The sequence below is a fragment of the Mesorhizobium sp. B2-3-13 genome (assembly GCF_006442195.1).
GTDB classification, from domain to species: Bacteria; Pseudomonadota; Alphaproteobacteria; order Rhizobiales; family Rhizobiaceae; genus Mesorhizobium; species Mesorhizobium salmacidum.
In genome coordinates this window covers 206599-219204 of record NZ_VFVQ01000009.1, presented here as the reverse complement: position 1 = coordinate 219204, position 12606 = coordinate 206599, and the positions used below count along the sequence as shown (strand labels likewise).

Sequence of the window (12606 nt, the reverse complement as noted above, 5' to 3'; positions counted from 1 at the left end):
CTCGGTGAGCACGAATGCCGAACTCCAGAACACCAGCCACAGCCAGGTCGTCAGGCACACTTCCAGTGTCCATCCGAGCGGATCGTTGATCACGTAGCGCGTGAATATCTGCAGGATGAAGGCGATGAACATGGCGGCGAGAAGCGCCACCGCCACGTTATCGGCCCGCGCCTGCAACCAGCGGATGGTTGCGGACATCGGTCTTTCCCGGCTCAGAGGGCGTTGATCTTGTCGACCATGCCTTCCGGCCAGTCCTTGGCGAAGTCGGAGTCCAGATAGGCCTTCTGCACATGTTTGCGGAAGGCGTCGACGTCGGGTGTGTAGACTTTCAAACCCTTGTCCTTGAAGAACTGCTCGAGTTCCGATTCCAGCTTCAGCTGCTTTTGCCGTCCGGACTCGGCTGCATCGTCAGCCGCCTTCTGCACCGCCTCCTGCTGATCGGGTGCAAGCCCGTCCCAGACCTTCTTCGAAAAGGCGAGGTAGTTCAGATCCACGAGGTGACTGGTCAGGCATATCTGCTTGGTGACCTCATAGAATTTGGAGTCCTTGTCGGATGGCAGCGGATTGTCCTGCCCGTCAATCGCACCGGTGCCGTAGCGCTGGGCTACTCTTTGACCGCCCCGGTCATTGACGACACATAATGCTCTACGAAGAAGGAATAAAGGATCACCACCGGCAGTGAGCCAATCAGAGCGCCGGCCATAAGCGAACCCCATTCGTAGACGTCGGAGCGGACGAGCTCGGTCAGCACGCCCACCGGCACGGTCTTGTTTTCGGACGACTGGATGAAGGTCAAAGCGTAGATGAACTCGTTCCATGACAGCGTGAAGGCGAAGATACCGGCGGAGATCAGCCCCGGCACCGACAGCGGCAGCACGATCTTGGTCAGCACCTGCCAGCGGCTGGCGCCATCGATGAGCGCGCACTCCTCCAGTTCGAAGGGAATGGAACGAAAATAGCCCATCAGCAACCAGGTGCAGAAAGGCACCAGGAAAGTCGGATAAGTCAAAATCAGGGCAAAGGGCGTGTCGTAGAGCCCGAGATTGAAGACCATGACCGACAGCGGAATGAACAGGATGGACGGCGGCACCAGATAGGCGAGAAAGACGGCGAGCCCGACCTGGCGCGACCCGGAAAAGCGCAGCCGCTCGATCGCATAGGCAGCCAACACCGCGGCGATGAGCGACAGCACGGTAGCGGCGATCGAGATGATCGTCGTGTTGAGCAGCCAGCCCGGATAGGAGGTCTCGAACAGCAGGTAGCGGATGTTCTGCAACGTCGGGTGGACCACCCAGAACGGGCTCGATGTATCGTAGCTGGTCATTTCCGCGTTGGGTTTGATGGCGGTGATCGTCATCCAATAGAAGGGAAAGAGCAGCACAATGACGAAAATTGCCAACGGAACATAGACGGTCACCACCCGACGCGGCATGCTTTGCAGATAGGTCATGCCACCTTCGTCGCCGCCTGCTGGATTCGGTTTGGGGTCGATCAGCGCCATCTCAATCTCCACCACCTTGTTGCCATCTGCGCCGCTGCAGGCCGAAATAGCTGAACAGGATCGCGCCTAGCAGGAAGGGGATCATCGCCACCGCGATTGCTGCGCCTTCACCGAGTTGCCCGCCCGAAATGCCGCGTTGGAAAGAAAGCGTCGCCATGAGATGTGTGGCGTTCACCGGGCCGCCGCGCGTCAGGACATAGATGAGCTGGAAATCGGTGAAGGTGAACAGAACCGAAAAGGTCATGGTGATGGCGATGATCGGCGTCAGCAGCGGCAGGGTGACATAGCGAAACAGCTGCCAGCGACCGGCGCCGTCCAGCGTGGCGGCTTCGTAAAGCGATTGCGGGATCGTCTGCAGGCCGGCGAGCAGGGTTATGGCGACGAAGGGAATGCCGCGCCAGACATTGGCGGCGATCACCGAAGCGCGGGCGTTCTGCGGATCGCCAAGGAAATTGATGTTGTGATCGATGAGGCCCATCTGCTTGAGAGCCCAGGAGATGATCGAGAACTGCGAATCGTAGATCCACCAGAAGGCGATCGCCGACAACACCGTCGGTACCACCCAGGGAAGAAGCACCACCGCACGGAAAAAGGATTTGAACGGCAGGTTCTCGTTGAGCAGCAACGCCAGCCACAGGCCAAGGGCGAACTTCAGGATCGACGCGCTCACCGTGTAGAGAAGCGTGTTGAACACGGACAGCCAGAACACACTGTCGTCCCAGAGATATTCGTAGTTTTCCAGGCCGATGAAGACGCCTGGCCTGCCGATGCGGGCGTCGGTGAAGCCGAGCCAGACGCCGAGCCCCAGCGGATAGGTCAGGAAGACCAGCAGCAGCACCACTGTCGGCAGCATAAAGCCAAAGCTAAGCAGCCCGCGGCTTTCCGCAATGCGCGACAAGAAGGAGGGGCGGGGCGGGGCGGCGGCGGTTGTCACGGCCATGAAAAGGCTCCTCTGGTGGATATCGAGTGGCGCCGAGCCAGCAGTCCTTCCGCCTTCGTGGAGAAGACTGCTGGCGCGCGGATCTCACGGTCCCGCGCTCTCCTCATAGGGCGCCTGCATTTCGGCGGCACGTCTCGACCCACGCTGCGGCCGACCCGAAAATACAAGCGTCTTCTTCCATGAACGGAAGAAGACGTGCGGACTACACCCGGTAATACCGGTTGGCGCGCTTCTCGGCCTCTTCCATTGCCTCCTGTGGCGTCGCCCGACCGGTCACCGCCTTGGCGAACATGTCGACCAGCACATAGTCGGCCATGGTGGCGGCCGATGCGTAGCCGAGCGGCCCGGCGTAGCCGTTGTTGCGCAGCGTTGCGGACGCTTTGGCATAGGGCGCATAGTTCGGATCGGCCTTCCAGATCGGATTGTCGTCGTAGGCCTTCAACGTTTGGCAGCAATAGCCGGAAGAGCCCTTGATCCATTCCGACATCTGCGGTTCCTCGAACATGAACTGCAGATAGGCCTTGGCCGCGTTCGGATAGGGCGTGTAGTTAAAGATCACCGCCGAGGTGACCTGGTAAAGCTCCACTGCCTTGCCGATCGGACCGATCGGCAAGCTAGCGGTGCGAATGTCCTTGGCCATTTCAGTCAGCTTAGGATCCTTGTCCTTGTTGATCCTGGCGGTTTCATAGGCCGAGATACCGTTGGCGATGACGGACAACTCGCCGGCCAGGAAGGCGCGGTTGTTGTTCACGTCGAGCCAGCTTTCCGTGCCGGGAATGAAGGTCTTGTAGAGCGCCTGAGCATATTCGATCGCCTTCATCGTCTCGGGACTGTTGATCACCACCTTGCTGTTCTCGTCGACCATCTTGCCACCATGGCTCCACAACAGCCAATGAGCGTAGTTGTTGCCGTCACCGACGCCATGCCCATGGGTGAAGCCGGCCGGATGGCCTTTGGCCTGCACGGCCTTGCACAATTCGAGGAAGCTGTCGGTGTCTTTCGGGAACTCGGAGAAACCGGCCTCTTTCACCCAGCTCTCGCGGTAGACGATGGCGTTGCCTATGGTGGCCAGCGGCAAGCCGATGAACTTGCCGTCCTTGGTGGCGTAGCTCTTCGGGCCCTCGTGCCAGCCGCCATATTTCTTGCCCAGATAATCTCCGAGATCGGTCACATCGAGGAGCTTGTCGGGATATTGGAAGGGATCGTCGAACCAGACGAACATCAGGTCGGGGCCCGAGCCGACATTGGCCGCGACCGCCGCCTTGGGACGAATGTCCTCCCAGCTCTCCTTGTCGACGCGCACCTCGACACCGGTGGCATCGGTGAATTTCTTCGTCAGCGCCAGCCAGGCGGTCTCATCGCCCTGGACAAACGGCGACCAGCGAAGGAGCCTGAGCTTGGCGCCTTTTTCGGGCGTGTATTTCGGCGCATCCTGGGCAAAGGCTGGCGTGCCAAGCAGGCGGTTGCCGATTGCTCCGGCAGCCGCCGCGCCGGCGCTGGTTCGTATCACGTCGCGTCTGGTGAATCTCATTGCCATTTCCTCCTGTTTTGATTGGCTGAGACCTCGGCATGTTCAAAGCCGGCGGCCCGTATCCGCGTCAAAGAGATGGATCAGGCTCGGCTCGGCGGCAAGCTTGACGGTTTCGCCGGGCTGGAACGGGTGTCGCTCCCGGAAATTCGCGACGATCTCTTCACCGCCAGGCGCGCGGCCGATGATCTGCAACTCCGACCCGGTCGGTTCGACGACCGAAACGGTGATGGGGAAGCCGTGATCGGAAAGGCGCAGATGCTCGGGCCGTATGCCAAGCACCACCGGACCGTTATTCAGGTTTTGCGGCGTACGCGGCAAATCTATGGCGACGCCGCCGCTGCCTTCGAAGCCGCCGGCGCCAATGCGGCCTGTCAGCATGTTCATTGCCGGGGAGCCGATGAACATCGCCACGAAAAGATTGTCCGGCCGGTCATAAAGATCGAGCGGTCGCCCGATCTGCTCTACATTGCCGTCATGCATGACGACGATCTTGTCGGCCATCGTCATCGCCTCGATCTGATCGTGAGTGACATAGACGGTCGTGGTCTTCAGGCGCTGATGCAGTTCCTTGATCTCTGCGCGCATCTGCACGCGCAGTTTGGCATCGAGATTGGAGAGCGGCTCGTCGAACAAAAAAACCTGTGGGTCGCGCACGATCGCCCGGCCCATGGCCACGCGCTGCCGCTGCCCGCCCGAAAGCTGCCGGGGATAGCGCGACAGCAGCGGCGTGAGGTTGAGAATTTCCGCGGCACGCTCGACCTTGCCATCGCTCTCCTGCTTCGAGACACGCTTCAACATCAAGGAGAACGCCATGTTCTCGCGCACCGTCATATGTGGGTAAAGCGCGTAATTCTGGAACACCATGGCAATGTCGCGTTCCTTGGGGGCGACCGTGTTGACAATGCGCCCGCCAATGGCGATCTCGCCGCGAGTGATGCCTTCGAGGCCCGCGATCATGCGTAACAGCGTCGACTTCCCACAGCCCGACGGGCCGACCAGCGTGACGAACTCGCCGTCTTCGATGTCGATGCCGACGCCATGCAGAATCTCGGCGGCGCCGAAAGATTTATAGACATCGCGGATCGCAACGGATGCCATCGATTTCCTCCCGAGCGATGCGACGCCCTGCAAGGAAGACGTCTACTTTACCCACGCAGCTTCCAGTCTTGCCGCGTCCTCCATCTGAAGTGGTAGCGCTACCAGCAGTGCGTGTAAAGCATGCGATTTCACGCAAACTAAGTCAGTTTGCCGGCCCTCATATCTGGAAAGCACCTTCGGAAGCTTATGTTCCATCATGGCGCTCGGAACCTTACAAGCCTCTCGAAGAAACCGCTTGTTTTGGCCAGTTCGATCGGCTTTCATAAAGGTCTTTCGAGAGTACCAGAATGCATTGGATAGGAAAGATGATCGCCGGCTTTGCAACTAGCCGATGCGACGGCAAAATTGATGCGCCCGAATTTGCGCCCATAATGTCGACTGGGGGAATCCTTGGGCTAATACAGAATGTTCAATCACGACGCGAACCTATGTTGTGATATCGTGACACTTACGCCTGGTAAGGATCGCAAGCCGATCATCGTCGCTGAAGATGTCCGCAAGACCTATCGGTCCAATGATGGCCGTTCACACCTTGCGCTTGCCGGGGTCACCACTGCAATCGGGCATGGCGAGGTGCTCGTCGTCTTCGGACCTTCCGGCTCCGGCAAGAGCACATTCCTTCGCACGATGAACGCGCTGGAGAGGATCGATTCCGGGCGGATCGTCATTGATGGCGTTTCGCTTTCTGAACCCGGGGCTGACCTCAACAGGCTACGCGCCGAGGTGGGTATGGTCTTCCAATCATTCAATCTGTTCCAGCATCGAACGGCGCTCGACAATGTCGTATTGCCGCAAACGGTGGTGCGTCGCCGCTCACGGACGGAAGCGTTGCGTCGGGCACATGAATTGCTCGAAAAGGTGGGCATAGATGATCGCGCGGGGCACTACCCCAGCCAACTGTCCGGTGGACAGCAGCAGCGCGTGGCCATCGCCCGCGCTCTGGCCATGGACCCCAAGGTGATGTTGTTCGATGAGCCGACGTCGGCGCTCGACCCGGAAACCGTCACCGGCATTCTCGACCTGATGAAGGTTTTGGCATCTGACGGGATGACGATGGCGGTGGTTACCCACGAGATGGGCTTTGCGCGTGAAATCGCTGACCGGATGCTGTTCATGGACGCCGGATTGATCATCGAGGAAGGCACCCCTCAGCAGATTTTCCACTCGCCAAGGCAAGATCGGACAAAGGAGTTCCTCAATCAGATACTATGATGTTGACAACGTCAGATCGCAATCAACAAGACGAAAAGGGAGAGAGAAGATGAAGAACAGTTTCAATACCAGATTGACCGGAGCAGCAGCGACCTTGGCCGCCATGCTGGCAGCCTGGTTCATGCTAGCGAGCATGGCGCAAGCCGACGAAATGGACGATATCCTGAAGCGGGGCGAACTAGTCGTCGCCGTCCAGACGCAGGGTCCGCCGGTCAGCTTCGTCGATAAAAAGGGCGAGCGCACCGGCCTTGCCGTCGAGTTCGCCAAGCAGATGGCTGCCGACCTCGGCGTGAAGGTTGTGTTCCAGGATTACGATTGGAAAGGCCTCATTCCGGCGCTTCTGGCTGGCAAGGCAGACATGATTGCCGGCGATATGACCCCAACCCCGCAGCGCGCGGCGCAGCTTTTGTTTTCCCGGCCGATGTTCTTCAACGACACGCTGGCCTTTGCCGCGAAGGATTCGCAGTACAAGACGTGGCAGGACCTCAACAAGGAAGGGGTGACTGTCGCGGCGCTGCAAGGCAGTACTTACGCCGATGCGGTGACCAAATATCTGCCGAAAGCGACGCTGAAGGTGTTTGCAGGCGGCGGCCCGGCCGTAGCGCAGACCCTCACCATGGGGCGTGTCGACGCGATGGTCGGTGGGCAGGATTATAATTCATATGTGCGTCAGTTTGAAAATCTGAAGCCGCTCGAAGGGATAATGACGCGTGAGCCACTGGCCTTTGCCACCCGGCCCAACGCTTTCCATCTCAAAATGTGGCTGGACAACTATGTAGAGCTGAAGACGGCCGACAATTCGTTGCAGACACTGCTGGCCTATTGGTGGACCTCCGATGCGTGGGAGAAGGATCACAAATAAGCCGCTGGAACCGATCGACGCGGCGATTCTGGGTCGCGTCGATCAAACTCCCTTCTGCGCATAGCCTACGACCTGACTTGGCCGTCTCGACGGCCAAAGCCTGAGCCCCAACGCGGAAACCGGATGAACTTAGTCCTCGAGTTTTACAACTATCGGATCGTCGAGCAGTATCTCGGGCGCTTTGCCGAGGGTCTTGAAAACACGCTTGTCGCGGCGGCTGTCAGCCTCATCGCCGCCGTCATCGTCGGCACGATGTTGGCGCTTTGCCGCATGTCGAGCCGCGCAATTCTGTGGCGCCCGGTGGCCGGCTATGTCGCGTTCATTCTGGCGACCCCCCTGCTGGTGCAGATCTATCTTATCTATTACGGGCTGCCGATCCTGGTTCCGGCAACCGGCCGCTGGAGCGAACTGACGCTCGGCATCATGGCGTTGTCGCTGCACAATGCCGCCTACATGAGCGAGATCGTGCGCGGCGGCATCGCGTCGGTTTCGCGGGGGCAGATCGAAGGCGGCAAGGCAGTTGGCATGTCCTATCTGCAGCGGTTGCGATACATCGTCCTGCCGCAGGCGTTCGCCAATACGCTTCCACCGCTGCTTGGTCAGACCGCGGTGCTGATCAAGGACACCTCGCTTCTTTCGATCATTGCGGTGTTTGATTTCCTCAGTGCCGGCCTGTTGCTGAATAGCGAAAGGGTGCGGCCCAACGAGAGCTTCCTCACCATAGCCGCCGGCTATCTCGCTATCTACGCCGTGATGCTGGGTTTGTCATGGACGGTCAAGCGCTGGCTCGCCGGCCCCGCATGGAACGCCGGGAGGTAGCAATGCAGCATTATCTCGACATAGTCGTCGCGATCCTGCCGTTCCTGTGGACCGGTTTCGTGCAGACGTTCTGGGTCTCGCTCATCGCAATCGTCGTCGGCTCCGTGCTGGGGTTCCTAATCGGCGTCGTGCGAAGCCAGCGGGTGCCGGTGTTCCACCAGCTTTTCGGCCTCTATATCCACATGCTGCGCGGGACACCGTTCCTGGTGCAGCTCTACGTCTTCTATTTCGTGCTGCCCAACACTGGTATTGACGCGCTGCAATGGAGTTCCGAGATGGCTGCGTTCGTCTCGCTCTCGGTCTATACGTCCAGTTATGTCGCCGAGATTGTGATGGGGGCTATCGACGCTGTTCCAAAGGGGCAGTGGGAGGCTGCCACCTCCCTGGGCTTAAGACGTGTCCCGATACTCTGCCTGGTCGTCCTGCCGCAGGCCTTGAAGCTGACAGTGCCGCCGATGAGCGGCGTCTATGTCAACATCATCAAGAACACAGCCATCCTTTCGGTGATCGGCATCTCGGAGCTGACGCGCCAGGGTGAGATTTCGATCATGCGGTTCCCGCGCGACGTGCTTTTCGTATACGGCGTGATCGCCCTAATTTATTTCGCCTACTGCTACCCGGTCCTGCGTTTCACGCGTTGGGCGGAGCGTAAGGTCGGCGGTACCCGTTTCATCAACCTCGATTGAGCTAGCGTGGCCGGCGGATCCAATGACCCCTATGTCGACACCTACTACAGACGCACGCTGACGTCAGAGGCTTCGTACCCCGTGCTGTCTGGCCGGCATGATGCGAACGTCTGTATTGTCGGCGGCGGCCTCGCGGGATTGACGACTGCGCTCGAGCTTGCCCGGCGCGGGCTTTCGGTGACGGTCCTTGAGGCACGCCGCGTCGCTTGGGGTGCGTCGGGCCGCAACGGAGGTTTCGTGTCTCCGGGCTGGGCGGCGCGCGGCGACCAGATCCGTAAGCGCGTGGGTACCGACCATGCCAGGGCCCTGTTTCGCCTTTTCGATGGAGGGCGTCGCCATGGTCTCCGACGCGATCCGCGACCTGGCCATCACCGATGCGCAGGTCATTCACGGCATCTTGCGGGTATCGCGTTACGAAAATGGCGAGGCACTGAAGGCTCAGCGTGACGAACAGGAGACTGAGTTCGGCCGCCAGTTACGCTTGCTTTCCCGCGAGGAAGTACAAAGCCTGCTGCTATCGAGGAAGTACCATCAAGGGCTCCTGGACGACGCCTCGTTCCATTTCCACCCGCTGAATTATGCCCGCGCGCTGGCGCGCGAAATTGTTCGGCTCGGCGGATCCGTTCACGAGGATACGCCCGCGGTCTCTGCCGATCTCGCAAGCGCGGAGAAAAGAATTCGCACGCCCGAAGGCGAAGTACGAGCTGCGAGCGTCGTCTTTACCGGCGGTGGCTATACCGACCGCATGCTGCCGGCTTTGCGCCGCGCCTTCCTGCCGATCGCCACATACGTCGTGCTGAGTGAACTGGCGCCCGAACTGATTGCAACCGCGATCCGCACGCAATCAGGGATCAGCGATGGCCGGCGCGCCGGCGACTACTACCGTGTGGTTGACGGCAAGCTGCTATGGGGTGGGCGCATAACCACGCGCACCACCGACCCGCGCGATATCGCTGCCGTGATCCGGCGAGAAATGATCGCGACCTACCCCCAACTAGAGAGCTTGAGGGTCGACGTGGCATGGTCGGGACTGATGGCTTATGCAAGACATTTAATGCCGCTGATCGGACCGGTTATGCCGGGCGTGTGGGCGTGTACAGGGTTCGGCGGCCATGGTCTCAACACCACCGCGATCGGCGCCCGGGTGGTCGCCGAGGCAATTGCGGGCGAGAGCGACCGCTATCGGGCGTTTGCGCCTTTCGGTTTTTTGTGGAACGGCGGCCTTTTCGGCACTGCTGCTGTCCAAATGACTTACTGGGCCTATCAAGCCATGGACCTCGTCCGCGAACGCCGCTCAAGGCGCGTTGCTTAGGCGTTTCAGAAGCGGTCAGGCGAATATGGCGCGGGGTCGATATGGGGCCGACTGGCGGTGACGAGTTCGGCGATCAGCCGTCCCGTCGAGCCGCCGCCGATCATACCCGTATGACCGTGGCCCGTCGCGACGAAGAGCGAGCTATGTCCCCGCACCTGGCCAATCGCCGGCACGCTGTCAGGCAGGGAGGGGCGAAAGCCCATCCAGATCGTCGGCTCTCCGCCCTTCAGATCGGGAAACAGCGCTCGAGCGTGGGTGAGCAGGATTTCGGAACGCAGTTCGTCAGGTGGGGCTTCCAGGCCGGCAATCTCGACCGTGCCGGCAAGACGGAGGCCGTGTTCCATCGGCGACAGCGCGAAACCCCGGTTCTTCATCTGGACCGGCATCGGCAATTCGATCGATGGGCAGGGGATCATCAGGTGGTAACCACGTTCCGTCTCGAGCGGCAATTCGGCACCGAGCGGCTCGAGCAAGCGGTTCGACCAGGCGCCAGCGGCGATGATCACGGCCTCCGCCTTTCGGTTGGCCGTGTTCGTCATAAGCGTGTAGCCACCTGCTTCGCGAGGGATGATCTTCAGCACGCGTTCCGCTTCGAACACGCCGCCGGCTTGCCGCACCCCGTCAGCAATGGCCATGACCAAGCTATGTGGATCGATCGTATGGGCGTTGTGGGGATAGAGGAGCCCGCGTTTTGCAATGTTTGAAATACCCGGCAGCAAGCGCTCCAAATCCGAGCGAGACAACGGTTCGGTGACGACGCCTTGCCGCTCGTTGATTTCAGCAGTGATGCGGTCGGAGAGACCAAGGGCCTCGCTTTCCCAGATCTGGATACCGCCTACCTCGCGGATCAGGGCTGCGAACGTTGGACCGCCGATCAAATCACGATAGCATTCGAGGTTGCCCCTATGAAGGTTGCATAGGGCGTCTGCTGCCCTATTCACGCGGTCCATCCGTCCTGCCCGAATCCATCTGAGCAGCCAAGGCGCTGCCTTCAACGCATAGCGAGGCCTCAAAACCAGTGGCCCCAACGGATCGGTGAGCCAGCCTGGCACTTGCCGCAGCATTCCAGGGATGGCCACAGGCACGTTGCAGTCGTGCCTGACCATTCCGGCATTGCCGAAAGACGTCGCGGTGCCGGGGGGCAACGGGTCGAGGACCGTGACGTTCAGACCTGCACGTTTCAAATAAAGAGCTGCGCTGACGCCGACGATGCCCGCTCCAATAATTGCCACTTCCTTGCCCAATTCCGGCATGTAGACGTTCACCTAACTTTGAATTTCAAGCGCACGAACGTAAATTCAGGGACGGTTGTCAAGCAAGGACGGCAGGGCAGCCGCCTTCAGGACAGGGACAGCAATACCGGAAGGGGCGCTACGCGAAGGGCGAGAAGTTTCAGACTGGTTGTCGTACCGATGTTTGTCCACGTCCCGAACGCCCCAAAGGCAGAATCCGCCGCGGGGGAGAGTTCAAAACTGCAAACCGAAGCGGAACATCAGAGCTCTCTAACGGTTCTATCTTGGTCGATTTCCAAGGTAGAGGGGCGGCCGTGTCAGCGTTTGAATTCGTGTATTTTTCTGGTTTGACGGCGAGTGATCTCCTAGGCGGCGTTGTCTCCTTGTTGGCCTGTTGTGTGCTCTACAACGTTATCGCAGAGGATCGTCCGCACCGGTAGCGCGGGAGCCGAGCGCCTGGCCCGCTGGCTTGGCAGCACGTCCCGCGCGAGCGGTGTACCTATCGACCTGCGCGCAAGAGCGCTCAACGCTTCGAACGCCTCGCTCACCCGCTTCTGCGGTGCTTCCAGGGAAGGATAGGCCCGGTCGAGTTCTACTCCGAAGGTCGCCAAGGCTGCATCGCGATCCAAGAGATTACCTCGCTGACATCGACCGACTGGGCGATGAAGGTCCCCAGTTGACCTCCGTGGTCCCCGGTTGACCTCCGTAAGTGTCGACGAGCCTATTCAGCAACTCGGCATCGCTTGCCGCCATAATGTCGGCGAAAGCTGCATAGAACGGACGGGCCTTGCGGACTCGACTTGGATTCCGCGCGAGCCAGCCAACAGTCGCCGGCAACGGAGGTGTGATCAGGCTCTGCACACGCGCGGCACGCGGATAGGCACTTTCGAAGCGCGCAAACGTCTCGAAAATCTCCCGCACCGCGGCTTGCGCCAGTGAGCCGGCCTTCGCCTGGAAGCACTCGAGCAATCGCCCCTCGGCGCCTGAGGCGCGAAGAACCGTGCTTCCAGATCGTCCAGGCCTTCAAATATCATCTGCTCAAAGGCGGGGTTGGCCAGCCAGGCCGGGAAGCCGCGCAAGACCATCCCAAAGTTGATAGTCGAAGCCATCCTGGGCAATCTCGCCGCCTATGCCTCGGGTATCGGTCAGAGCATCGCTTCCCTGCAGCGGGCCCGCGACTTCAACGAGAAGATCGCGGCCGTCACTGCCTCGCGGCCTTCACCGGTGGCCTTGCGAAAGAGGTTCTCGGCAACCTGTCGTTGGCCTTGGTCTGAGGTGATGAAGTTCCTATCGATGTTCTTGCGCAGAGTATTGGGATCGATGCCGATCAAACCGGCAATGTCGGGTTCCGGCACGCGGTAGCCGGCCAAAGCCTCGACCTGACGGCGATGAACCATCGGGTGTATGCCGCGG

The 12606-nt window shown here is 60.1% G+C and carries 10 protein-coding genes and 3 pseudogenes; 5 read left to right on the top strand and 8 right to left on the bottom strand.

Annotated elements, in window-relative coordinates; genetic code table 11:
- From FJ941_RS13610 to ugpC, 6 genes and pseudogenes are all read right to left on the bottom strand, one after another.
- A pseudogene (locus FJ941_RS13610) lies at positions 1 to 198 on the bottom strand (TRAP transporter small permease); the annotation flags it as partial.
- A gap of 14 nt (positions 199 to 212) precedes the next feature.
- Positions 213 to 590, bottom strand: a pseudogene (dctP, locus tag FJ941_RS13605) (TRAP transporter substrate-binding protein DctP); the annotation flags it as partial.
- A gap of 14 nt (positions 591 to 604) precedes the next feature.
- A complete protein-coding gene (locus tag FJ941_RS13600) occupies positions 605 to 1501 on the bottom strand; it encodes a carbohydrate ABC transporter permease (RefSeq protein ID WP_140506229.1) in 897 nt (298 codons plus the stop codon).
- A 1-nt stretch (position 1502) separates the two neighbouring features.
- On the bottom strand, positions 1503 to 2441 hold the full coding sequence (locus tag FJ941_RS13595) for a sugar ABC transporter permease (RefSeq protein ID WP_140506227.1): 939 nt from the start codon (positions 2439 to 2441) through the stop codon (positions 1503 to 1505).
- Between the two features lie 202 nt (positions 2442 to 2643).
- The gene (locus FJ941_RS13590) at positions 2644 to 3972 is read right to left on the bottom strand and encodes an ABC transporter substrate-binding protein (protein WP_140506225.1); all 1329 of its coding nucleotides are present in this window, start codon (positions 3970 to 3972) and stop codon (positions 2644 to 2646) included.
- 42 nt (positions 3973 to 4014) lie between these two features.
- The gene (gene ugpC, locus FJ941_RS13585) at positions 4015 to 5070 is read right to left on the bottom strand and encodes a sn-glycerol-3-phosphate ABC transporter ATP-binding protein UgpC (RefSeq protein WP_140506223.1); all 1056 of its coding nucleotides are present in this window, start codon (positions 5068 to 5070) and stop codon (positions 4015 to 4017) included.
- Between the two features lie 405 nt (positions 5071 to 5475).
- Here ugpC and FJ941_RS13580 point away from each other — a divergent pair, with 405 nt between their 5' ends.
- The 5 genes and pseudogenes from FJ941_RS13580 (at position 5476) to FJ941_RS13560 (ending at position 9961) form a co-directional block, all read left to right on the top strand.
- A complete protein-coding gene (locus FJ941_RS13580; RefSeq protein ID WP_140506221.1) occupies positions 5476 to 6282 on the top strand; it encodes an amino acid ABC transporter ATP-binding protein in 807 nt (268 codons plus the stop codon).
- A gap of 49 nt (positions 6283 to 6331) precedes the next feature.
- Positions 6332 to 7144, top strand: a complete 813-nt coding sequence (locus tag FJ941_RS13575; protein ID WP_246673816.1) for a transporter substrate-binding domain-containing protein — start codon at positions 6332 to 6334, stop codon at positions 7142 to 7144.
- Between the two features lie 123 nt (positions 7145 to 7267).
- A complete protein-coding gene (locus tag FJ941_RS13570) occupies positions 7268 to 7963 on the top strand; it encodes an amino acid ABC transporter permease (RefSeq protein WP_140506219.1) in 696 nt (231 codons plus the stop codon).
- A 2-nt stretch (positions 7964 to 7965) separates the two neighbouring features.
- Positions 7966 to 8649: an amino acid ABC transporter permease gene (locus FJ941_RS13565; RefSeq protein WP_140506217.1), complete on the top strand. Its 684-nt coding sequence runs from the start codon at positions 7966 to 7968 to the stop codon at positions 8647 to 8649.
- Between the two features lie 6 nt (positions 8650 to 8655).
- Positions 8656 to 9961: pseudogene (locus FJ941_RS13560) on the top strand (FAD-binding oxidoreductase).
- A gap of 5 nt (positions 9962 to 9966) precedes the next feature.
- Here FJ941_RS13560 and FJ941_RS13555 read toward each other — a convergent pair.
- Together FJ941_RS13555 and FJ941_RS13550 are read right to left on the bottom strand one after the other, a co-directional pair.
- Positions 9967 to 11226 carry an FAD-binding oxidoreductase gene (locus tag FJ941_RS13555; RefSeq protein ID WP_140506215.1) on the bottom strand — a complete coding sequence of 420 codons (1260 nt, stop codon included), beginning with the start codon at positions 11224 to 11226 and terminating at the stop codon, positions 9967 to 9969.
- Positions 11227 to 12338: 1112 nt separating this feature from the next.
- Positions 12339 to 12563 (bottom strand): hypothetical protein, encoded by a 225-nt coding sequence (locus FJ941_RS13550; RefSeq protein ID WP_210242222.1) that lies wholly within the window; start codon positions 12561 to 12563, stop codon positions 12339 to 12341.
- Positions 12564 to 12606: the final 43 nt, after the last annotated feature.